At 71.4% G+C, this 22,030-nt stretch carries 16 protein-coding genes; 6 read left to right on the top strand and 10 right to left on the bottom strand.

The annotated features are described in order from the left end of the window. Nucleotides 1-18: 18 nt before the first annotated feature. Nucleotides 19-1,452: a GH1 family beta-glucosidase gene (locus HNP84_RS22735; RefSeq protein ID WP_185051794.1), complete on the bottom strand. Its 1,434-nt coding sequence runs from the start codon at nt 1,450-1,452 to the stop codon at nt 19-21. 102 nt (nt 1,453-1,554) lie between these two features. Here HNP84_RS22735 and HNP84_RS22740 point away from each other — a divergent pair, with 102 nt between their 5' ends. After that, nucleotides 1,555-2,775 carry an RNA-guided endonuclease InsQ/TnpB family protein gene (locus HNP84_RS22740; protein ID WP_185051795.1) on the top strand — a complete coding sequence of 407 codons (1,221 nt, stop codon included), beginning with the start codon at nt 1,555-1,557 and terminating at the stop codon, nt 2,773-2,775. 5 nt (nt 2,776-2,780) lie between these two features. Here HNP84_RS22740 and HNP84_RS22745 read toward each other — a convergent pair whose 3' ends face one another. The 3 genes from HNP84_RS22745 to HNP84_RS22755 form a co-directional block, all read right to left on the bottom strand. Beyond that, nucleotides 2,781-3,605, bottom strand: coding sequence for a carbohydrate ABC transporter permease (locus HNP84_RS22745; RefSeq protein ID WP_185051796.1), 825 nt, complete (start codon nt 3,603-3,605; stop codon nt 2,781-2,783). After that, nucleotides 3,602-4,597, bottom strand: a complete 996-nt coding sequence (locus tag HNP84_RS22750; RefSeq protein ID WP_185051797.1) for a carbohydrate ABC transporter permease — start codon at nt 4,595-4,597, stop codon at nt 3,602-3,604. The genes HNP84_RS22745 and HNP84_RS22750 overlap by 4 nt, the downstream gene beginning before the upstream one ends. Before the next feature lie 70 nt (nt 4,598-4,667). After that, nucleotides 4,668-5,966, bottom strand: coding sequence for an ABC transporter substrate-binding protein (locus tag HNP84_RS22755; protein WP_185051798.1), 1,299 nt, complete (start codon nt 5,964-5,966; stop codon nt 4,668-4,670). 323 nt (nt 5,967-6,289) lie between these two features. Here HNP84_RS22755 and HNP84_RS22760 point away from each other — a divergent pair, with 323 nt between their 5' ends. From HNP84_RS22760 to HNP84_RS22775, 4 genes are read left to right on the top strand one after another with little or no spacing between them, the layout of a single operon-like run. Continuing rightward, the gene (locus HNP84_RS22760) at nt 6,290-9,058 is read left to right on the top strand and encodes a glycosyl hydrolase (RefSeq protein WP_246518489.1); all 2,769 of its coding nucleotides are present in this window, start codon (nt 6,290-6,292) and stop codon (nt 9,056-9,058) included. A 17-nt stretch (nt 9,059-9,075) separates the two neighbouring features. Continuing rightward, on the top strand, nt 9,076-10,440 hold the full coding sequence (locus tag HNP84_RS22765; protein ID WP_185051799.1) for a glycoside hydrolase family 16 protein: 1,365 nt from the start codon (nt 9,076-9,078) through the stop codon (nt 10,438-10,440). A gap of 18 nt (nt 10,441-10,458) precedes the next feature. Beyond that, nucleotides 10,459-14,787, top strand: a complete 4,329-nt coding sequence (locus HNP84_RS22770) for a glycoside hydrolase family 3 N-terminal domain-containing protein (RefSeq protein WP_185051800.1) — start codon at nt 10,459-10,461, stop codon at nt 14,785-14,787. A gap of 56 nt (nt 14,788-14,843) precedes the next feature. Further along, nucleotides 14,844-15,551: an alpha/beta fold hydrolase gene (locus tag HNP84_RS22775; protein ID WP_185051801.1), complete on the top strand. Its 708-nt coding sequence runs from the start codon at nt 14,844-14,846 to the stop codon at nt 15,549-15,551. Between the two features lie 28 nt (nt 15,552-15,579). Here HNP84_RS22775 and HNP84_RS22780 read toward each other — a convergent pair whose 3' ends face one another. Both HNP84_RS22780 and HNP84_RS22785 read right to left on the bottom strand, forming a co-directional pair. Further along, nucleotides 15,580-16,437, bottom strand: coding sequence for a PrsW family intramembrane metalloprotease (locus HNP84_RS22780; protein ID WP_185051802.1), 858 nt, complete (start codon nt 16,435-16,437; stop codon nt 15,580-15,582). A gap of 90 nt (nt 16,438-16,527) precedes the next feature. After that, nucleotides 16,528-17,532 carry an HNH endonuclease gene (locus HNP84_RS22785; protein WP_185051803.1) on the bottom strand — a complete coding sequence of 335 codons (1,005 nt, stop codon included), beginning with the start codon at nt 17,530-17,532 and terminating at the stop codon, nt 16,528-16,530. A 139-nt stretch (nt 17,533-17,671) separates the two neighbouring features. Between HNP84_RS22785 and HNP84_RS22790 the strand changes: the two genes are divergently transcribed. Continuing rightward, on the top strand, nt 17,672-17,971 hold the full coding sequence (locus HNP84_RS22790) for a nucleoside triphosphate pyrophosphohydrolase (protein ID WP_185051804.1): 300 nt from the start codon (nt 17,672-17,674) through the stop codon (nt 17,969-17,971). 30 nt (nt 17,972-18,001) lie between these two features. Here HNP84_RS22790 and HNP84_RS22795 read toward each other — a convergent pair whose 3' ends face one another. The 4 genes from HNP84_RS22795 to HNP84_RS22810 all read right to left on the bottom strand — a co-directional run bounded on the left by HNP84_RS22795 (nt 18,002) and on the right by HNP84_RS22810 (nt 22,007). Next, nucleotides 18,002-19,414, bottom strand: a complete 1,413-nt coding sequence (locus HNP84_RS22795) for an LCP family protein (RefSeq protein ID WP_185051805.1) — start codon at nt 19,412-19,414, stop codon at nt 18,002-18,004. Nucleotides 19,415-19,573: 159 nt separating this feature from the next. Further along, the gene (locus tag HNP84_RS22800; RefSeq protein WP_185051806.1) at nt 19,574-20,461 is read right to left on the bottom strand and encodes a TIGR03619 family F420-dependent LLM class oxidoreductase; all 888 of its coding nucleotides are present in this window, start codon (nt 20,459-20,461) and stop codon (nt 19,574-19,576) included. 61 nt (nt 20,462-20,522) lie between these two features. After that, nucleotides 20,523-21,098, bottom strand: a complete 576-nt coding sequence (locus tag HNP84_RS22805) for a chorismate mutase (protein ID WP_185051807.1) — start codon at nt 21,096-21,098, stop codon at nt 20,523-20,525. Between the two features lie 72 nt (nt 21,099-21,170). Further along, nucleotides 21,171-22,007, bottom strand: coding sequence for an SgcJ/EcaC family oxidoreductase (locus HNP84_RS22810; protein WP_185051808.1), 837 nt, complete (start codon nt 22,005-22,007; stop codon nt 21,171-21,173). Between the last annotated feature and the right edge of the window lie 23 nt (nt 22,008-22,030).

Raw genomic sequence — 22,030 nt, forward strand, 5'->3', positions numbered from 1 at the left:
CCCCTCGTGGCCACGCCCCTAGTCTGCCAGCCCGTTGCGGCGGATGGCATCGGCGTACCACAGGGCGCTGTCCTTCAGGATGCGGGCCTGCGTGGCGTAGTCCACGTACACCAGCCCGAACCTGCGCCGGTACCCCTCGGCCCACTCGAAGTTGTCCAGCAGCGACCAGGCCAGGTAGCCGCGCACGTCGGCGCCGGCCTCGATGGCCGCGTGCACCGCGCGCAGGTGGCCGTCGTAGTAGGCGACGCGCTCGGCGTCGTGGACGCGGCCGTCGGTCACCACGTCGTCGAAGGCCGCGCCGTTCTCGGTGACGAACAGGCCGACCTCGGGGTAGTCGGCCGACAGGCGCAGCAGCAGGCGCGACAGCCCGGTCGGCACGATGGGCCAGCCCATCGCGGTCGCGGGGACGTCCGTCGGGCAGAAGCGCACGTCCTCGCTGCCCGGCCATGCGGCGTCGGCGGGCCGTCCCGGGCCCGCCTCCACCACGCACGGGTTGTAGTAGTTGATCCCCACCAGGTCGATCCGCTGGTTGATCAGGGCCAGGTCGCCGTCGTGGATGTGGCCGAGGCCGGCGTGCCGCTCGGCGACGGCGAGCACCTCCTCCGGGTACGCCCCGCGCAGCGCCGGGTCGAGGAACTGGCGGGTCAGCAGGGCGTGGATGCGCTCCACGGCCGCGGCGTCGGCCTCGGACGCCGCCGCGTACGGGTCGGTGACCTGGGCGGGGGTGACCACCGGCGAGGAGTTGATCACCAGCATGATCTCCTCGGCCCCGGCCGCGCGCAGCGCCTGGGCCCCCAGGCCGTGCGCGAGCAGCAGGTGGTGGGCCGCCCGCATGGCCTCGCCCGGGTCCGTACGCCCCGGCGCGTGCACGCCGTTGCCGTAGCCGAGGAAGGCCGACACCCACGGCTCGTTCAGCGTGGTCCACGAGCGCACCCGGTCGCCGAGCCGGGCGTGCACCGCCGCGGCGTACTCGGCGAACCGGTACGCCGTCTCGCGCGCGGTCCACCCGCCCCGGTCCTCCAGCGCCTGCGGCAGGTCCCAGTGGTACAGCGTCACGTACGGCGCGATGCCGCCGGCGAGCAGCGTGTCCACGAGCCGGTCGTAGAAGTCCAGCCCCGCCGGGTTCACCGGCCCGGCCCCCTCAGCCTGGATGCGCGGCCACGCCACCGAGAACCGGTAGGCGTGCAGCCCCAGCTCCCGCATCAGCTCCACGTCCTCGGCGTACCGGTGGTAGTGGTCGCAGGCCACCTCCCCGGTGTCGCCGCCCACCACCTTCCCGGGCGTCCCGGAAAAGGTGTCCCAGATCGACAACCCCCTGCCGTCCTCTTTCACGGCGCCCTCGATCTGGTAGGACGCGGTCGCCGCCCCCCAGACGAAGCCGCCGGGAAAGTCCACCCGCCCCTCCGTCAGATAGGAAGGGGCGGTCCCCCGATTGGTGACGGTCGTAGTCATCAATTCTCCTTGAGCGTGAAGGCCCCGAGCTTCGGCTCCGGGATGGCATCGCTGGTTCGGAAACTCATGCCCGCCCGCTGTCGTTCACGTAGAGTGTTCGGCATGGCGCGTACCGTGAAGCGGGCGTTCAAGTTCCGCTTCTATCCGACGGATGCGCAGGCGGCCCTCCTGTTGCGCACTTTCGGCTGCGTGCGCTTCGTTTACAACCACGCGCTCGCCGAGCGTGTCCGGGCTTATCGCGTGGAAGGCCGTCCCATGTCCTATGGCGACATGTCGGCGGCGCTGACGGCCTGGAAGCGCACACCCGAGATGGCGTTCTTGAATGCCGTCTCCAGCGTCCCGCTGCAACAGGCGTTGCGGCATCTTCATGCCGCATTCACCGCTTTCTTCGCTGGTCGGGCCGGACATCCCGTGTACAAGTCCAAGAAACGGTCCCGGGCATCGGCGGAATACACTCGCAGCGCGTTCCGCTGGCGAGATGGCCGGCTCATCCTCGCCAGAATGGACGCTCCGCTCGACATCGTCTGGTCGCGCCCTCTCCCCGAGGGGACCGAGCCGTCGACGGTGACGGTGTCCAGAGACCGAGCCGGTCGCTGGTTCGTGTCCATCCTGGTCGAGGACCGGGTGGCCGAGTTGGCGCCGAACGGCCGCGCGATCGGGATCGATATGGGCCTGCAGTCCTTGGCGACCCTCTCGACGGGCGAGAAGATCGCCGGGCTGCGGAATGAGCGGACTGACGCGGTCAGGCTCGCTCGACTGCGGCGTTCCATGGCCCGCAAGGTGAAGGGCAGTGCCAACCATGGCAAGGCACGGCTCAAGGTCGCCAGAGCACACGCGCGCATCGCCGACCGGAGGCGTGACCATTTGCACAAGATCACTACTCGTATCGTCCGTGAGAACCAAACGGTCGTGATCGAGGATCTGCCGGTGCGAAACCTTCTGGGCAATCACAACCTGGCCGGTGCGATCAGCGCCGCGTCCTGGCGCCAGATGAGAGACATGCTCGTTTACAAGGCCGCCTGGTATGGGCGCGAACTCATCGTGGTCGACCGGTGGTTTCCCTCCAGTAAGACGTGTTCTCACTGCGGTGCGGTTCGCGAGTGTCTGCCGCTCGCCATTCGCTCGTGGGAGTGCGCGTGCGGGGCTGTGCACGATCGTGACGTGAACGCCGCCCGTAACATTCTCGCCGCCGGGCCGGCGGAGAGGGTAAACGCCTGTGGAGGGCCGGTAAGACCGAGTCCGCGTAAGCGGACGAGGCGCGGCTCGAAGAAGCAGGAAAGCCTGCCCGTGAGGGCTGGGATCTTCTGGTGTGAGCCAAGATGATGAGGTCAACCTTTGACAGCTCCCTGCATGATTCCGCCGATGATCTGCTTGCCGAGTAGTACGAAGACGAGGATGAGCGGGAGGGTTCCCAGCGCGGTCCCCGTGAGGCCGAGTACGTAGTCGTTGACGTAGCCGCTGGCCAGGGAGGACAGGGCCACCTGCACCGTGGGGTTCTCCGGGGTGAGGACGACCAGGGGCCAGAAGTAGTCGTTCCAGGCCGTCATGAAGGTGAGCATGCCGAGCACGGCGGCGGCCGGGCGGGCGGTGGGGATGACGACGTGCCAGAACAGGCCCCAGGTGCTGCAGCCGTCCACGCGGCCCGCCTCCAGGAGTTCGGTGGGCAGGGCGCGGCTGAGGTACTGCGTCATGAAGAACACGCCGAAGGCGCTCACCAGCGACGGCACGATCAGGGCGTACATGGTGCCGGTCCACTCGATCTTCACCATGAGCATGTAGAGCGGGATGATGCCGAGCTGGACCGGGACCATCATCGTGGCGATGGTGAGGACGAGCAGCGCGTTGCGGCCGCGGAAGCGGAGCTTGGCGAAGGCGAAGCCGGCCAGGGTGGAGAAGAACATCACCGACAGCGCGATCGAGCCCGAGACCAGCACCGAGTTGAGCAGCGCGAGCGTGAAGGGCACGGTGTCGAAGACCCGGGCCACGTTGGCGAAGAAGTTGCCGCCGGGGATCAGCGGCGGGGGCACCTGGGCCAGGGCCGAGTTGTGCCGTGAGGCCACGACCACGCTGAAGTACAGCGGGAAGGCCGAGAAGAACGCGACCGCGAGCAGGGTCAGGTAGGTCAGCCGCCGTGCGGCGGTGCTCCCCTTCATCGGATCTCACCGCCCATGCGCCGGGTGAACAGGTAGTTGACGCCGGCCGCGATGACCACGAAGACGAACATCACCCAGGACGCGGCGGAGGCGTAGCCGAAGTCGAAGTTGGTGAAGCCGTGCTCGTAGACGTACAGGGCGAGCGTCTGGAACTGGCGGTCGGGGCCGCCAGTGACCATGCCGCCGCTGCCGCTGGTGGTGGCGGCGAACAGCAGCGGCTCGGCCAGGATCTGCATCGCGCCGATCGTGGAGACGATGACGGTGAAGACGATCGTGGGCCGGATCATCGGTACGGTGATGCGGCGTAGCTGGGTGAGGCCGGAGGCGCCGTCGATGGTGGCGGCCTCGTACAGCTCCCGGGGCACGGCCTGCATGGCGGCGAGGTAGATCAGCGCGTTGTAGCCGGTCCAGCGCCACATGATCATGACCGAGATCGCGACGTGCGAGGTCGCGGTGCCCGCGGCCCAGTCGATGGCGCCCGCGCCGAACAGGCCGAGCACCCAGTTGATCAGGCCGAAGTCGCGGCCGAAGAGCTGGCTGAAGATCACCACGACGGCGACCACGCTGGTCACGTTGGGCAGCAGCAGGGTGATGCGGAAGAAGGTCTGCGCCCGCAGCGGGCGGTTGAGCAGGTGCGCCAGCCAGATGGCCAGCACGAGCTGCGGCACCGTGGAGATGATCCCGATGGACAGCGTGTTGAAGGTGGCGTTCCAGAAGTAGGGGTCGGTCAGCAGGGTGGCGTAGTTCTCGGCGCCGATGAAGGTCTGCGTGTCCGACAGCAGCGTCCACTCGTGCAGGCTGACCCAGGCGGTGTAGAGCAGCGGGAACAGCCCGAAGGCGCTGAAGAGCAGGAAGAACGGCGCGATGTAGGCGTACGGCGAGACCGCGACGTCGATCCGGTGGAGCCGGGCGCTCCAGCCGGGGCGCCTGGGGTGCCGCCGCGTTGGCACGCCGGCGGGAGCCGCCGGCCGGTCCGGGGCGCGGGTGGCCATGGCTGGTCCTTTCGGTGTGGGGGGATCGGGCGGGCGGCGTCCGCACGGGCACGGCCGCCGCCCCGCGCCGTCACTTGATCTTTTCCACGTCCTTGAGGACCTGGGCCCACGCCTCGTCGGGCGTCTGCTTGCCCTGCTCGACCCGGCCGAGGCCGTTGCCGATGGCGGTGCGGACCTCGGCCTCCTTGGGGCCGAGGTGCTGCGGCTTGAGCGCCTTGGCGGCGTCGGAGTAGATCTTGCCGATGGGCGCGTCGCCGAAGAACGGCTTGGTGAAGGACTGGATCGACGGGTCGTCGTACAGCGCCGGGATGGAGGGGAAGGTGCCCTCCTCCTTGAACACTCTGGCCTGGTTCTCCTTGGAGGTCAGCCAGTTGATCAGCTCGGCGGCCTCCTTGGGGTGCTTGCCCTGCTTGGGCAGCATCAGGTGGGAGCCGCCGCTGTTGCCGGCGCCGCCGGGCACCGCGGCGATGTCCCACTTGCCGGAGGCGTCCTTGGCCTGCTCCTGGATGTAGCCGGTCATCCAGGCGGGGCAGATGATGGTGGCGAAGGAGCCCTTGGCGAAGCCGGTGTTCCACGGCGGTGAGAACGCGGCCAGCTTGGCGGTCAGGCCGTTCTGGCTGAGCTGGTTGGACAGGTCCCAGGCCTTCTTCACCTCGGGGTTGGAGGCGACGATGATGTTGTCCTGGGCGTCGTACAGGCCGACGGGGGCCTGGTTGACCATGGCGCGGAAGATCTCGCCGGGGCTGTCCACGAACTTGGCGCCGGCCACGTTGGCGGCGGCGAACTTCTTGCCGGTCTCGATGTACTGCTCCCACGTGGGCCACAGCGCGGAGACCTCGTCCCGGTCGCTGGGCAGGCCGGCCTTCTCGAACAGGTCCTTGCGGTAGCACATGGCCAGGCCGCCGACGTCGGTGCCCAGGCCGAGCAGCGCCGAGCCGTCCTTGGACAGGCCCTGCTGCCACTTCCAGTCCAGGTAGTCGCTCTGCCGCGCGTCCAGCCCGTAGTCCTTGAGGTTGTGGAACTTGTCGGGCGTGGCGGTGAAGGTGCTGATGTAGCCGACCTCGACCGCCTCGATGTCGGCGGTGCCCGCGTTGGTGGCCAACCGCTTGATCAGGTTGTTGTGGTGGTCGGCGAACTCGCTCACGCGCTCGGTGATCTCGATGTTCGGGTGGGTCTTCTTGTACTCCTCGTACAGCGGCTTGAAGCCGAAGTCGCCGAACAGGCCGACGGTCAGCGTGATCTTCTCACCCGGCTCGGCGGAGCCGGTGGTCCCGCCGCCGCCGCCGGAGTCGCCGCCGCACGCGGCCACGCTCGCGGCCAGCAGGGCCGCGACGGCGGGTGCGAGGAGCCGGGGGCGCAGTATGCCCATGGAACCCTCCCTGGGTCCGACATTTTCGATCTTGAGGAGAGCGCTCTCTGCACAGGGTGGTTGTCGGCCCGTTAACTGTCAATAACCTGTCCTGTAACGATCGCCGTTACATACGTTGCAATCGTTTCAGGTCAATGATCAGGGCGTTTCCATAGGGTGAAGTCAGAACCCTTGACAGCGCTCAGCGCGACGGAGGAACCTACGCATCTGAGAGCGCTCTCCTCTTCTCCCGTCGTCCTCGCACACGACGGGCGCCCCCCAGCTCTTGAGGAGACGTGGTGCATTCGTCTCGTAGTCCTGGCCGCCTACCCCTCCTGAACCGGTTGCTCACCGCCGTCGTGGTCGTGGCGTCCGCCGCGGCCGTGTCCCTCGTGCCCGCCGCCCCCGCGCACGCCGCGACCGTGACCGTCGGCGCGGGCAGCTACACCACCGACCTGCCGGCCGGCGCGACCGGCCCGGCCGACACCTCCGGCGCCGCCGTCACCCCCAAGGTGACCGCCAACGCCGCCGGCCGCCCGGTGCCCACCAACGACTGGTGGTCCTCGCTGGCCTTCCGCCGCTACCCGGGCAACCCCTACTCCGAGAACATGTACGCCCACCCGCTGGCCTTCCGCGCGGTCGCGAGCGGCCTGGAGGTCAGCTACCCGACCAACCCCCTGATCAGCGCCGACGGCCGCCAGTACGAGTACCCGCACGCCCGCGACCTCACCCTCGGCGTCACCGGCCTGAACGCCCCCGAGACCCGGGTGGACGGCTGGTCCGACTGGACGGTGACCCCGCACTGGACCGACGGGGCGCGCACGCTGAAGGCCACGATCGGCCACGGCATGCCGTTCGTCCAGGCCACCGCCACCGGCGGCGACGCCAGGATCGCCTTCGTCGCCACGCCCGCGATCTGGGCCGACCGGGGCAACGTCCTCGGCGTCACCGTCAACGGTCACCACTACGCGCTGTTCTCGCCGTCCGGCACCGACTGGAACGTCTCCGGCACCGTGGCCACCGCCAACCTCGGCGGCCGGGACTACTTCTCGGTCGCCGTGCTGCCCTCGACCGGCGCGCTGGACCTGTTCGCGAACTACGCGTTCAGCTTCGTCACCGGCACCACCGTGAACTGGTCGTACGACAGCGCCGCCGCCCGCCTCACCACCACCTACACCGCGGCCACCGCCGCCAAGGAGGGCACCAGGACCGGCACGCTGCTGGCGCTGTACCGGCACCAGTGGCAGGCCACCTCCGACGCGCTCACCGCGCACACCTACGTCTCGCCGCGCGGCCAGATGAAGCTGCGCGAGGGAGCGTCGTTCACCACCCGGCAGACCTTCACCGGCGTGCTGCCCTCCCTGCCCGACCTCGGCGCCTACGACCGCACTCGCCTGCGCGACCTGGTACGCCAGGAGGCGAACGCCGCCGACCCGTGGAAGGGCGCCGCCGACACCTACTGGACCGGCAAGGCGCTCGGCCGCCTGGCCCAGCTCGTGCCGATCGCCGACCAGCTCGGCGACACCGCCACCAGGGACAAGCTGCTCGGCCTGCTCAAGGGCGAGCTGCAGAGCTGGTTCACCGCGGGCGGCGAGCAGTTCCGCTACGACGCCGCCTGGGGCGCGCTGACCGGCTACCCCGCCTCGTACGGCAGCGACAGCGAGCTGAACGACCACCACTTCCACTACGGCTACTACCTGATGGCCGCCGCGACCGTGGCCCGCTACGACGCCGCGTGGGCCGCCGACGGCCAGTGGGGCGGCATGGCCAAGCTGCTGGCCCGCGACGCCAACAACTGGGTGCGCTCCGACACCCGCTTCCCGTTCCTGCGCAACTTCGACCCCTACGCCGGCAACGGCTGGGCGTCGGGGCACCAGGGCTTCGCGGCCGGCAACAACGAGGAGTCGTCGTCGGAGGCGATGAACTTCGCCGTCGGCGCGCTGCTGCTCGGCGAGGCCACCGGCGACACCGGCCTGCGCGACCTGGGCATCTACCTCTACACCACCCAGGCCGCCACGATCGCCCAGTACTGGTACGACGCCGACAACGCGGTCTTCCCGGCGTCCTTCCAGCACGACACGCTGGGCATGATCTGGGGCAACGGCGGAGCCTACGCCACCTGGTGGACCGCCAACCCGGAGGAGATCCACGGCATCAACATGCTGCCGATCACCGCGGGCTCGCTCTACCAGCGCGACATCCAGCAGAACCTCGCCGAGATGACCGCCAACAACGGCGGCCCGGCGGTGGAGTGGCGCGACATCATCTGGCAGTTCCAGGCGCTGGCCGACCCCGCGGGCGCGAAGGCCGCCTGGGACGCGGGCTGGAACTCCTACGAGCCGGAGTCGGGCGACTCCAAGGCGCACACCTACCACTGGATATACAACCTGGCGAAGACGGGCACACCTGACCGGTCCGTCACCGCGAACGTGCCGACGGCCGCGGTGTTCGCCTCCGGCGGCACGCGCACGTACGTCGCGCACAACTTCGGCACCTCGTCCCGCACGGTCACGTTCTCCGACGGCAAGACCCTGACCGTCCCCGCCCGCGCGACCGCCACCAGCACGGGCACGGGCGGCGGCGGCCCCGATCCCGGCCCGTCCACCGGCGACACGCTCTACCTGCGCGACGGCGCGGCGGTGGGCGTGACCGGGCGGCTCACCACCGACTCCGGCACCGGCGCGGCCACCGACACCGTCGCCTCCGCGGGCGGGGTCAACCACGACGGCACGCCGTACCAGCCGCTGGTCTACGAGATCACCGGCGTCAGCGGCCGGTACGACCCGGCCAAGGCGTCCGGCGTGGAGCTGTACCTCGACGCCGGCACCACGGTCGCCCTGGGCACCCAGGCCAGGGTGTCCTACGACCTGACCGGCGACGGCACCTTCGAGCGGGTGGAGACCTACCCGTACTTCGCCACCGACCCGGTCGCCGGCTGGGAGCGGTACGCGGCGAGCACGCCGTCGTCCGCGACCGGATCGCTGGGCGACATGTCGGGCGGCAGGGTCCGCCTGGAGGTGTGGAGCGCGATCGGCAACGGCACCACCCAGCTCCGGGTGGAGGCGACCGCCGCCCAGGGCTCCCGCTCCCTCGTCCGGATCCCCTTGCCATAGCCGTAGGAGGAGAGACCATGCGCAGATGGATCATCGCACTGCTCACCGCCGCGGCCGCCGGGCTCGCGGCGACCGCCGTGGCCGTGACCCCCGCGGGCGCGGCCGTGCCGCCGACACCGTCGGGCTGGTCGCTGGTGTGGGCCGACGATTTCAACGGACCGGCGAACACCCTGCCGTCCTCGGAGAACTGGATCATCGACACCGGCCACGGCTACCCGGGAGGCCCGGCCAACTGGGGCACCGGTGAGATCCAGAACTACACCAGCAGCACCGCCAACCTGAGCCTGGACGGCTCGGGCAACCTGCGGATCACCCCCATCCGCAGCGCCTCGGGCGAGTGGACCTCGGCCAGGATCGAGACCCGCCGCGCGGACTTCAAGCCCGCCGACGGCCGCATCCTGCGCATCGAGGGCCGCATCCAGATGCCCAACGTCACCGGGGACCAGGCGCTGGGCTACTGGCCGGCGTTCTGGGCGCTCGGCTCGCCCTACCGGGGCAACTACTGGAACTGGCCGGCCATCGGCGAGTTCGACATCATGGAGAACGTCAACGGCCTGAACTCGGTCTGGGGCGTGCTGCACTGCGGCGTCAACCCCGGCGGGCCGTGCGACGAGACCAACGGCCTGGGCGCCAGCCGCGCGTGCCCCGGCTCCACCTGCCAGTCGGCCATGCACACCTACCGGTTCGAGTGGGACCGCAGCGTCTCGCCCAACCAGTTGCGCTGGTACGTGGACGGCCAGCTCTACCACAGCCTGAGCCAGAGCCGGTTCGACGCCACGACCTGGAACAACATGACCGGCCACGCGGGCTACTTCCTGCTGCTCAACGTGGCCATGGGCGGCGCGTTCCCCAACGGCGTCGCCGGCTTCGGCACCCCCACCGCGGCCACCGTCTCCGGGCGGTCCATGCTGGTGGACTACGTGGCGGTCTGGCAGAGCGGCACCACCACCACGCCCTCGCCCGGCACCGGGTTCGACGCGCGCTCGACCATCCAGGCCGAGGCGTACCAGGCCCAGTCGGGCACGATCACCGAGGGCACCACCGACACCGGCGGCGGGCAGAACATCGGCGCCATCGCCAACGGCGACTGGCTGCGCTACGACAACGTCCGCTTCGGCTCCACCCCGGCCACGCAGTTCGTGGCCCGGGTCGCGTCGGGCGCGGCGGCCGGGGTCAGCGGGCTGGTCCAGGTGCGGCTGGGCAGTCCGACCGGGCCGGTCGTCGGTGACTTCGCCATCGCCAACACCGGCGGCTGGCAGAGCTGGCGGACGGTCCCGGCCAACATCTCCGGGGTGACCGGCACGCACACGGTCTACCTCACGTTCGCGAGCGGCCAGCCGGCCGACTTCGTCAACGTCAACTGGTTCACGTTCGGCAACTAGCGCCACGCGGAGGCGTCGATGGTCTTACGGAAGATGGTCTTACGGAGGATCGGGGTCTTATCGGTCCTGCTGGCCTCGCTGATCACGGTTCCGGCCGGGACCGCGAGCGCGGCGGCCAACCTGGCGACGTACGGCGTCGCCACGGCGTCCTCGGCCGAGGGCGCCGCCTACGGGGCGGACAAGGCGATCGACGGCGATCCGGCGACCCGCTGGTCCAGCGCGTTCGCCGACCCCCAGACCATAACCGTGGACCTCGGCGCCTCCGCCGACATCACGGGCGTGACGCTGCGCTGGGAGGCCGCGCACGGCACGGCGTACTCGATCGAGACCTCCGCCGACGGTGCCGCGTGGGCCCCCGCCTACGCGACCACCACCGGCGACGGGGGAGTGGACGAGATCACCGGGCTGGAGGCGTCGGCCCGGTACGTGCGGCTCACCGGCACCGCGCGCGCCACCGAGTACGGCTACTCCCTGTACGAGTTCGAGGTGCTCGGCACGTTCACCGAGCAGGCGGTCAGCCTGGCCGTCCCGGCCGTGCGGCTGGCCGAGGACGGCACCGCCGAGGTGCCCGTCCGGCTGAACAAGGCCGCCGAGTCGCAGGTCACCGTGGCCTACTCCACCGCCGACGGCACCGCCGTGGCGGGACAGGACTACCGGGCCGCCGAGGGCACGCTCACCTTCGCCCCCGGCGAGACCGGCAAGACGATCACGCTCACCGGCGTGGACGACGAGGTCAACGAGCGCGCCGAGACCTTCGAGCTCAGACTCGGCGAGGCCACCGGCGCGGTCGCGTCGCCCCGCACGTCCCTGGCCGTGACCGTGACCGACGACGACCCGCTGCCCTTCGACGGCGAGACCCGCGTGCTGGCCGACCTGGACTCCCAGCCCGAGGGCGTGTTCGCCTGGGGCGACAGCGCGTCCAGCATGCCCGCGCTGGAGATCGCCGACGACGGCGACCGGCGCGGGCTGCGCGTGACGTACGACGTGGCGCAGTGGGGCGGCTGGTCGCACGAGTGGACCACCGCCGAGGACTGGAGCGGCTTCGACGGATTCTCCTTCTGGGTCAAGGGCACCGGCTCCGGGCAGCAGATCTACTTCGAGGTCAAGGACGGCGGCACGGCGGCCGGCTCCGCGGAGCTGTTCGACGCCTCCTTCGTGGACGACGTCGCCGGCTGGCGCAAGATCCAGGTGCCGTTCCGCGACTTCAAGCGCAGGACCGACTACCAGCCCGGCGGCGCGCCCACCGACGGCCGGCTGGAGCTGACCGGCATGTGGGGCTACGCCTTCCGGCTCCCCGCCGCCTCCGGCACGATGATCTTCGACGACGTGCGCATCTACCAGCAGGTGCTCACCGTGGACAAGTACGACGGCGAGGTGCCGATCGTGTCCGGCCCGCCGGAGCCGGGCATCTTCACCTTCGGCGGCGACGCCGACGACCACCCCTCGCTGTCCTTCGCCGACGACGAGCGCGGCAAGGTGCTGCGCGGCACGTACGACATCAGCCAGTGGGGCGGCGTCGTGCGCAACCTCGCCGGCACCCAGGACTGGAGCGGCTTCGCCGGGGTGCGGTTCTGGTGGTACGGCCAGAACACCGCGCCGCTGCCGCCCGGCTCGGGCAAGCGGATCTTCCTGGAGCTGAAGGACGGCGGCGACGGCCCCGAGGCGAGCGAGCTGTGGAACACCTCCTTCACCGACGACTGGGAGGGCTGGCACCTCGTCGAGATCCCGTTCAGCCGCTTCGCCTACCGGGGCGACTACCAGCCGGTGCCCGGCGGCATCGACCACAAGCTCGGGTTGACCGAGATGTGGGGCTACGCCTTCACCATGCCGAGCGGCGCGCCTGGCGAGTTCCGGCTCGACGACTTCCAGGTGTACGGCGTCGCGGGCGCCGCGCCCAAGGCGACGGTGGCCCTGGACCGGCCGGTGTACTCGGTCAAGGAGAACGACACCGTCGAGGTGCGGGTCAGCGTGACCACCACCGGCGGCGGGCCGCTGGACGAGCCGGTGACGGTGACGTACGGCACCGGCGAGGGCACCGCCACCGCCGGGAGCGACTACACCCCGGCCACCGGCACGCTCACCTTCCCGGCCGGCACCGCGTCCGGCGAGTCGCAGACCTTCACCGTGCTCACCCTCGGCGACGACGCGGCGGAGGAGGCCGAGACCATCCCCATCACGCTTTCGGCCACCGGCGCGGGCGTCCCGGCCGAGGAGCCGGTCATCGTGCTCGACGCGCACGGCCTGCCCTACCTGGACGCCAAGCGGCCGGTGGGCGAGCGCGTCGCCGACCTGCTCGGCCGGATGACCCTGGCGGAGAAGGTGGGCCAGATGACCCAGGCCGAGCGCAACGCGCTGCGCGCCCAGGGCGACATCGCCAGGTACGCGCTGGGCTCGCTGCTGTCGGGCGGCGGCTCCGTGCCGACCCCGAACACCCCCGAGGCGTGGGCCGACATGGTGGACGGCTACCAGTTGCGCGCCCGCGGCACCCGGCTGCAGATCCCGCTGATCTACGGCGTGGACGCCGTGCACGGCCACAACAACGTGGTCGGCGCCACGATCTTCCCGCACAACGTGGGCCTCGGCGCCACCCGTGACCCCGATCTGGTGGAGAAGACCGGCACGATCACCGCCAAGGAGGTCAAGGCCACCGGCGTGCCGTGGGACTTCGCGCCCTGCCTGTGCGTCAGCCGCGACGAGCGGTGGGGGCGGGCGTACGAGTCGTTCGGCGAGGACCCGGCGCTGGTGACCAGGATGGCCACGATCATCGACGGGCTCCAGGACGAGGGCGTGCTCGCCACCGCCAAGCACTACGTCGGCGACGGCGGCACCAAGTACGGCTCGTCCACCACCGGCGACTACACCATCGACCAGGGCGTCACCGAGGTCACCCGGGCCGAGTTGGAGGCGGTGCACCTCGCGCCGTTCCGCGAGGCCCTGCGGCGCGGGGTCGGCTCGGTCATGCCGTCGTACTCCAGCGTGGACTACCTCGGCGACGCCGAGGGCCCGGTCAAGATGCACGCCCACGCCGACCTGATCACCAACGTGCTGAAGAAGTCCATGGGCTTCCGCGGCTTCGTGATCAGCGACTGGCAGGCCATCGACCAGATCCCCGGCGACTACCCCAGCGACGTGCGCACCTCGATCAACGCCGGACTGGACATGATCATGGTGCCGACCCGGTACGAGGAGTTCGTCGCCACGCTCACCGCCGAGGTCCAGGCCGGGCGGGTGCCGATGGCGCGGATCGACGACGCGGTCTCGCGCATCCTGACCCAGAAGTTCCGCCTGGGCCTGTTCGAGAAGCCCTACACCGACCGGTCCGGCCTGGCCGACGTCGGCAGCGCCGCGCACCGCGAGGTCGCCCGCACCGCCGCCGCCAAGTCGCAGGTGCTGCTGAAGAACGCGGGCAGGCTGCTCCCGCTGCCGAAGACCGCCAAGGTGTACGTCGCCGGCTCCAACGCCGACGACATCGGCAACCAGTCGGGCGGCTGGACCATCTCCTGGCAGGGCTCCAGCGGCCCGATCACCGAGGGCACCACCATCCTCCAGGGCATCCGGGCCGCGACGAGCGGCGAGGTCACCTACTCCGCCGACGCCTCCGCCCCCACCGCCGGGCACGACGTGGGCGTGGTCGTGGTCGGCGAGACCCCGTACGCCGAGGGCGTCGGCGACGTGGGCGTCAACGGCCGCACCCTGTCCCTGTCGGCCGCCGACACCGCCGCGATCGAGAAGGTGTGCGCCGCGATGAAGTGCGCGGTGCTGGTGGTCTCGGGCCGGCCGCTGCTGCTCGGCCCGGTGCTGGAGAAGGCCACGGCGGTGGTCGCGTCCTGGCTGCCCGGCAGCGAGGGCGCCGGCGTCGCCGACCCGCTGTTCGGCGCCGTGCCGTACACCGGCAGGCTGCCGTTCACCTGGCCGCGCCAGGCCGTCCCGATCAACGTCGGCGACGCGGCGTACGACCCGCAGTTCCCCTACGGCTGGGGCCTGCGCACCGACGCGCCCCGCACCAGGCTGAAGGCCGTACGCGACCAGTTGCTCAAGGTACGCGGCGACGCCCACGCCACCGCCGCCGCGGCGGCGCTCACCGTGGCCCTGCTCGACCGCAACTGGGCCAAGGACGGCACGGTCAGGGAGCCCAGGGTGGTGCTCACCGCCCTGGCCACCGCCGCCGGCCTGCTGGAGCGGGCGCGCAAGGACACCTTCGCCCAGATCGACGCCGTGGTCTCGGTGGCCAGGGACGTCGCCCAGTCCCGGCCGCAGACCCCCGACCGGGTCAAGGCCCAGGCCCTGGCCGAGCACGAGCACCTGTCCGGCCGGCACAAGAAGGCGGTGGAGATGCTCGCGCGATAGCCGCGAGCCGGGGATGTAGGGTGCGAGCCGTCCGCCCTGCATCCCCGGGAGCGCCCATGCCCGCACAACCCCCGCCCACCGTCCTGGTCCACGGCATCAGGGTCAGCCGGACCATGTGGCACCCGGTCGCCGACCGGCTGCGCGCGGCCGGGCACAAGGTCGAAGCCCTCGACCTGCCCGGCCACGGCGTGCGGCGCGGCGAGCCGTTCACCCTGGCCGCGGCGGTGGCCGCGGTGACCGAGGCCATCGACGCGGTGGGCGGGCGGGCCCTGGTCGCGGGCCTGTCGCTGGGCGGCTTCGTCTCGATCGCCACCGCCGCCGCCCACCCGGAGCGCGTCGCCGGCCTGGTCGCCATGGGCTGCACCACCCGGCCGCGGGGTGCGTACGCGATGCTCTACCGCCGGATGGCGGCCCTGGCGGGGGCCAGCCCTCGCCGCGCCGACCGGCTCAGCGCCTTCACCTTCTCCCGCCTCCTGCCCGGCGCCCCGGGCCGCGCGGTCCTGGAAGGCGGCCTGTCCAGCGAGGTCATGCCCGCCGCCGCCGCGGCGATCATGGGCTACGACCCGATCGCCGCCCTCGCCGCGTACCCGGGCCCGGTCACGCTGGTCAACGGCTCCCGCGACCCGTTCCGCGCCGACGAGCGCGACTTCCTCGCCGCCTGCCGCGACGGCCGCCTGATCGTGATCCCCGGCCGCGGCCACATCGACCTCCTCGCCGACCCCGCCACCCTGACCGGCATCCTGCACGAAGTCGCCACCCGCTGAACCCGCCGCCGTGAAGCGCGGTACGGGATCACGCCAGGCCGCGCGGGGGCCCGTACCGGACGCGCCGGCTGACGTCCAGCAGCCAGGCCAGCGCGACCAGCGACACGAGCAGCAGCCCCGCCCAGTTCAGCACGGTGTACAGGTGCACCTGCGCCGTGGTCACCTCCGGCACCTGCCCCAGCCGCAGCGCCTGGAACTGCCAGGGCCGCCCGGTCAGCACCAGCGTGATCGCGATGGCGATGGCGCTCATCGAGTCCCACAGCGCATGCAGCACCGCCACCCCCGCGTACGCCCCCAGCACCGCCCCGGAGATCCGGAACCCCCGGCCGAACAGCACCCCGCCGACGATGGCGGTCCACAGCCCGTGCCCCACGGGCGCCAGCAGCCCGCGCAACACCTCGGTCTCCACGAGCTGGCTCAACGACAGCCCGTCGCCCGCGAACAGCGCGTTGAACGCGTACCCGGCGCTCTCGAACGCGGCGAACCCGAACCCCACCGTGGCCCCCAGCACCAGCCCGTCGCGCCCGGTGCGCCGCGTCATCCGCCGGGCCACGAACATCAGCGCCGCCAGCTTCACCCCCTCCTCGATGAACCCGACCCCCAGATACACCCACACCGACGGCCGCAGCAGCCACCCCTCCAGCAGCGACGCCCCGAGCACCCCCAGCACCCCGCCCACGATGAAGCTCTGAAACAGCAGCTCCACCGTCACCCCGGCGGCGTGCCCCCGCCCATACGCCCACGCCACGAACGTCACCGGCACCAGAAAGCTGCCCAGCAACACCACCGTCGGCACCAGATTGGGATTGGAGGTCACCGCCGTCACCACCACCGCCGCCACCCACAACCCCAACCCGGTGCAGAAGATCTTCACCCACGCCCTCATCGCCCCTCCTCCCACCGGCACTCCCACCCCTTCCCCGGCAGGCCGCCCGGCACCCCGGCCCGAACCCGGCCCGGTGATCGGGCGAGAGGATCAGCCAGGCAGATCGCGCTGGGCTTGAGCCAGGAACCTGCGCCAGTCGCCCGCACGCCCCGGATAGCCGTGCCGTACCAAGGTCAGGTGCAGCGTCTTCCGCAGCGGGAGAGGCGAGTGCATGATCGCCTCGTTCCGTTCCGCCAGCCGCACGAGCTCGGCGGTCGTGGGCGGCCGGTCGCTCTTCCTGCCGTTGCAGGCGGAGTGCGCCGGAGCGAGGTTCCAGACCGCGTCGAGATCGGTGGCCGCGCCGAGCCGGGCCATCATCGAGAACGGGAAGACGTGGTCCACGGCGACGGCGTCCACGCCCGGCACGAGGGTCTCGTCGCAGATGAGGCAGCGTCCGTGCTGAAACCCGATGACCGCCTCCGTCACCCCGGCGACGGGACGGCGCCGGCGCTTGTCGGTGATGCGCAGCGCCCCCAGATCGACCGCCACGCCCTCCTGCATCAGGCTCCGCCCGATCGCGGCCGAGAAGGACGCCTCCACGATGCTCCACCGCGCGTCCAGCTCCTCGCGCAGGCTCGGCGCGTGCTCCGAGCGCGCGACCGAGCGAAGGTGCTCCGTCAGCCGGACGACCCGCTCTCGCGAGCCGCCGGTGAGCTCGTAGAAGCGATGGGGCACCTCTCCGCCGCCCGGCAGGTTGTGGAACTTCCGCATCACCATCTGCGGCATCGACCGCACGGCCGCGCTGAGCAGCTCCTCGGTCGGCGTCCCGATCCGGAGCGACTCGTCGGCCTCGCGCTGCGCCACGGCGAGGAAGTCGGACTCGCCCAGCTCTCCCCCGGCCGGCATCTGCGCCGCCTCCCTCACACGCCGGGCCAGCCCCATCGCGTACGGAACGGCCAGTTCGGCCAGCGGGATCTCCGTCCGCCCCTCCGCCGCGGCAGACATCAGCGCCGAGCCGAGGGCGAACTTGTACGTACGCGAGTTCCTGCCCATCAGGACGGCCAGGCGCCATGAGGCGCGCGCCGACGGGTCGTAGCGAAAGAAATCCTCGTTCATTGCGCTCCGCCCGTGTTGAGGGGATACCGGCGGAGAACAGGGTAGGCACGGGGCCCCGGCAGAGCCGGGCGCAACACGCGGGCCGGGCGCCTCAGTAGGCTCGACCTCTCGGACGGCGGGAGAGCGATGAGGAGGCGATGTGGGGAAGCTGGTGCGGGACCGCATTCCGGAGATCATTCGGCGGCACGGGGGCGAGCCGGTGGTGCGGGTGCTGGGGGAGGAGGAGTACCGCGCGGCCCTGCTGGCGAAGCTGGGGGAGGAGGCGGCGGAGCTCGCGGCGGCGTCGGGTGAGGAGGTGGCCGGGGAGATCGCGGACGTGTTCGAGGTGCTGCGGGCGCTCGCGCGGGTTCACGGGCACGACTGGCGGCACGTCGAGAAGGTCGCGGAGGCCAAGCGGGCCGAGCGGGGGGCGTTCGAGGACCGGATCTATCTGGACTGAAGCGCGCGGCCCGGCCGCCGCCCGGGTGGGTCAGGCGGCGGCGCAGGAGTCGTGGGTGGCGTCGAAGCTCTGCAGGTCGGCGGCGTCCTTGTGCTGGAGGGGCTTGAGGCCCTTCCAGTCGTCGCCGATGGTCAGGACGAGGCGGGCCGTGGTGGCGTTGGGGACCAGTCTGGTGGTGCTGGTCAGCAGGTCGCGGGTGAGGGTGGGGACGGCGGGGGAGCCGTTGGAGGAGTAGAAGACCGTGGTCTTGGGGGCCGGCTTGCGCTTGGTGTCGCCGATCTTGGCGATGTGGTAGCCGCGCTCTTCGAGCTGGGCGGCGACCGTGGTGGCCAGGCCGCTGCGCCAGGTGCCGTTGCGCACCTCGACGTTGACCTTGGAGCGCGGCGGGGCCTTGGTCTGGCCGCCCTTGACGCCGGTGAGGGGCTGGTCCTTGGCGACGATGTCGAACAGCTTCTTCGCCTGCGGCTGCACCCACTCCACGCGGCCGGGGTAGGTGGTGGAGTAGCGCCACGGCGTGGTGATGAAGTGGATCTTGCCGGCCGACAGGCCCTGGGCCGCGACCGCGAGGTCCCTCATGACGCCCGGGGTCAGGCCGGGGTCGGTGGTGACCGACTTGGTGGCGGCGTCCAGGAAGCCGAGCAGCTTGGCCGGGTCGGTCAGGGTCTCGCCGCTCATCACCTTCTTCACCATGGAGGCGAGGAACATCTGCTGGCGCTGGATGCGCCCGATGTCGGAGCCGTCGCCGAGGCTGTACCGCGCCCGTACGTACCCCAGGGCCTGCTCGCCCTTCAGCGTCTGCCGCCCGGCGGGCAGGGTGAGCAGGGCCTTCTTGTCACGGATCGGCTCGGGGATGCACACCTCCACGCCGCCGATGGCGTCGACCATGCCCTTGAAGCCGGTGAAGTCCACCTTGACGAAGTGGTCGATGTGGATGCCGGTGAGGGATTCGATGGTCTTCCAGGTGCAGGCGATGCCGCCCGCGTTGAACGACTCGTTGATCATGCCGATGTGGGCGGCCTGGCCCGGTACGCCCTGGCGGGCGCGGCAGGCCGGGAGCTGGACCATCGAGTCGCGCGGGAAGCTGATCACGATCGCGTCGTCGCGCTTGGGGGACAGGTGGGCGAGCATGATCGTGTCGGTGCGCTCGCCGGCGAACTTGCCGTACTTGGCGTTCTTGCCGTTGCGCTGGTCGGAGCCGACCACCAGCACGTTCATCGCTTCCGTCACGGTCTTGGCGGGGCGGGCGTCGCCCAGGTCCTCGCGGGTGACCTCGATGTGCCTGACGTTGCCGGTGAGCCTGGCGTACACGCCGTACGCCGTCGCGGCCAGCGCCACCACCACGACGGTCACGATCGCGATCGTCCAGCGCAACCACCGGCGCCGCCGCCGGGGCGTACGGCCTCGTGTGGGCGCCGGCGGCACGTCGATCAACCCGCTGCTCACGTGTGTCTCCAGGAACGCGGCCAGGAGCACCGTTCCTGGCAGAGGGCTTTGTCCCGGCACACCGGACGGGGCCCGGCATCGGGCCGGCGCTGACCGGTGGGCGAGGAGAGTCTACCGATCAATCACGTCAGAGCGGTGTAAAGGCGGCATCACCTCCTGCTACTGCCCTTCTCCGGATTTCCCCTGCTCCTGCCGGACAAGGCCGAAGCGCTCCGCGAACTCGGACATCTCGGCGTGCTGCCGTCCGGGGTCGCCCGCGGAGACGCCGATGACGATGCGGGTGACCCCCTCCGCGGCGAGGGCCGCCACCCGGTCGGGGGACATGTCGCTCGATCCCCAGCGGGTGTACTCCAGCGCGTCCGGGTCGCGGCCCGCCTCGGCGGCGGTCGCGCGGGCCAGGCCGAACTGGGCGGCGCGCTCCTCGGGGGTGAGGGCGCCGCCGGGAAAGTAGCCGTCGCCGCGCAGCCCCGCCCGGCGGGCGGCGGCGCGGCTCGACCCGCCGATGTGGATCGGCAGGCGGGGCACGCCGAGGGGCTTGGGGTAGCTGCACAGGTTCTCGAAGGCGAAGAACTCCCCGGAGTGGCTGACGCCCTCCTCGCCACCGGCCCACAGCAGTCGCAGCACGTCGATGGCCTCGTCGGCGCGGCGGCCCCGGGTGCGGAAGTCGACGCCGACCGCGCGGGCCTCGCCGGGCAGGGTGCCCAGGCCCACGGTGAGCAGGCGCATCCGCCCTCCGGACAGCACGTCCAGGGTCGCCAGGCGCTTGGCCAGGACAACCGGATGGTGGTACGGCAGCAGCAGCACGCCCGTGCCGAGCAGGAGCCGCCGCGTGGCCGCCGCGACGAAGGCCAGGCAGTCGAGCGGGTCGGCGAACGGGAGCGACACCGGCACCTCGTACCCGCCGAGCGTGGCCCCCGGGTACAGCACCAGGTGCTCGGGCAGGTACAGCGACTCGAAGCCGCACTCCTCCGCGTGCCGGGCGAACTCCACCATCCGGCCGGGGTCGGCCCCGTTGAACGCGGTGTTGTAGCTGACGCCGAATTTCATGCCCGTCTCCTGCGGCTCGCCGTTGCGCGGTCGGCGTCACCGTAGGACCTTGACGCCGGTGTCAGGGCAAATCGCACACCGGGCGGAGTGCCTGGTTCAGCGCCATTCGGTGCAGTCCGTCGAGCGGGGTGCGGGCCTCGGCGGCGTGCCGGGCCTGCGCGAGCCGCGCGTGGCATTCGGGGGCCGACCGGCGTACGGGCTCGGTCTGCTTCAGCAGCCGCAGCATCCGGGGCGTGAGGGCGTCGAGGCGGGGGCGTACCTCGGTGGCCAGGTCGGGGCGCTCGCGGGGACGCAGCGCGGGGTGGGCCCTCCAACGTGCGTGCAGCCCTCGCTGCACCACCTTCGCCGCCTCGATCTGCGCCCGGAAGAACCGGACCCCGGTCTCGGGCGCGAGCCCGGCCGCCGCCGACATCGCCGCCACGGAGTCCAGCACCTCCCGCTCCCGCGCCGGGTCGGTTATGGGGCCGCCCCCGCCGAACTTCGCCGCCGCCACCTGGCCGGCCAGCAGGAGCCGCTGCACCGCCGACTCCACCAGGCCGTCCATCGGGGGCGGCGCCGGGGCGTACGGCGTGAGGAGCACGGCCGTGATCGCCACGGCGGCGGCGGGGCGGTGCAGCGGAAGGGCCGGGGGTCGCATGAGACGGGCTCCTGTGCCATGGGTGACGATCTCATCACCCATGGTAGTCACGCCCGGCCCGGCCGGTGTCCGTTACGGGCGCAGGTCGGTCCTGGCCATGCCGGTCTCCAGGTCCAGGGGGACCGACAGGTGCTGGTGCACCATCAGCCACCGGCCGTTCCCGCGCCGGAACACCCGGGTGCCCCGCGACCACGTCTCCTCGGCCCCGCCGTCCGGTCGCTCGACCCGCACCCGGTTGAGCCCCCACGCCACCGCCAGGTCGCCCTGGGCGACGACCGCGAGGTCGGGGACGTCCAGGGTGACGGCGGCGTCGCCGGCCTCGGCCAGGGCGCGCGCGCAGACCTCGCGCACGGCGTCCACGCCCACGTACCGCAGCGGCGCCTCGTGCTCGTAGGAGACGACGTCGTCGGCGATGGCGGCCATCATGCCGTCCAGGTCCTTGGCCGCGGTGCCGTCGTACCAGCGCCGGTGCACCGCGCGGATCTCCTCCTCCGCCTCCGTCTCGTGCGGCTGGACGTACGGGAACGAGTGGTGCTCGTGCGCGACCACCCACCGGCCGTCCTGCTTGCGCAGGCCGATCGTGAGCCGCAGCCGGTTGCGGGGGTCGCGGGCGAAGTCCTCCTCGGTGCCGCAGCGCAGCAGGGCGTGGGCGAAGGCGACGTCCTCGCCCGCGGTGACGTCCAGCGACTCGATCTCGAACCTGGCCCCCTGCGCCTGCCACCGAAAGAAGGGCGGCCAGGTCTTGGCGTACTCCTCCAGGCCACGCACGCCCTCGTACGGGGGCGGCACGTCGAACATCACGATGTCCTCGGCGTGGCCGGCCACGACCGCCTCCAGGTCGCCCCGGTGCACGGCCTCGGCCCAGCGTTCGATCATCGTGCGGATCAGCTCTTCGTCGGAAGTCGTCATTCGGCTCGGTCCTTTCCGGATCG

The sequence above is a fragment of the Thermocatellispora tengchongensis genome (assembly GCF_014202315.1).
GTDB lineage: Bacteria > Actinomycetota > Actinomycetes > Streptosporangiales > Streptosporangiaceae > Thermocatellispora > Thermocatellispora tengchongensis.

Bases quoted from the DNA above. Each gene is read 5' to 3' on its own strand.
- HNP84_RS22735 (WP_185051794.1), bottom strand. From the start codon at position 1,452: ATGACTACGACCGTCACCAATCGGGGGACCGCCCCTTCCTATCTGACG.
- HNP84_RS22740 (WP_185051795.1), top strand. From the start codon at position 1,555: ATGGCGCGTACCGTGAAGCGGGCGTTCAAGTTCCGCTTCTATCCGACG.
- HNP84_RS22745 (WP_185051796.1), bottom strand. From the start codon at position 3,605: ATGAAGGGGAGCACCGCCGCACGGCGGCTGACCTACCTGACCCTGCTC.
- HNP84_RS22750 (WP_185051797.1), bottom strand. From the start codon at position 4,597: ATGGCCACCCGCGCCCCGGACCGGCCGGCGGCTCCCGCCGGCGTGCCA.
- HNP84_RS22755 (WP_185051798.1), bottom strand. From the start codon at position 5,966: ATGGGCATACTGCGCCCCCGGCTCCTCGCACCCGCCGTCGCGGCCCTG.
- HNP84_RS22765 (WP_185051799.1), top strand. From the start codon at position 9,076: ATGCGCAGATGGATCATCGCACTGCTCACCGCCGCGGCCGCCGGGCTC.
- HNP84_RS22770 (WP_185051800.1), top strand. From the start codon at position 10,459: ATGGTCTTACGGAAGATGGTCTTACGGAGGATCGGGGTCTTATCGGTC.
- HNP84_RS22775 (WP_185051801.1), top strand. From the start codon at position 14,844: ATGCCCGCACAACCCCCGCCCACCGTCCTGGTCCACGGCATCAGGGTC.
- HNP84_RS22780 (WP_185051802.1), bottom strand. From the start codon at position 16,437: ATGAGGGCGTGGGTGAAGATCTTCTGCACCGGGTTGGGGTTGTGGGTG.
- HNP84_RS22785 (WP_185051803.1), bottom strand. From the start codon at position 17,532: ATGAACGAGGATTTCTTTCGCTACGACCCGTCGGCGCGCGCCTCATGG.
- HNP84_RS22800 (WP_185051806.1), bottom strand. From the start codon at position 20,461: ATGAAATTCGGCGTCAGCTACAACACCGCGTTCAACGGGGCCGACCCC.
- HNP84_RS22805 (WP_185051807.1), bottom strand. From the start codon at position 21,098: ATGCGACCCCCGGCCCTTCCGCTGCACCGCCCCGCCGCCGCCGTGGCG.
- HNP84_RS22810 (WP_185051808.1), bottom strand. From the start codon at position 22,007: ATGACGACTTCCGACGAAGAGCTGATCCGCACGATGATCGAACGCTGG.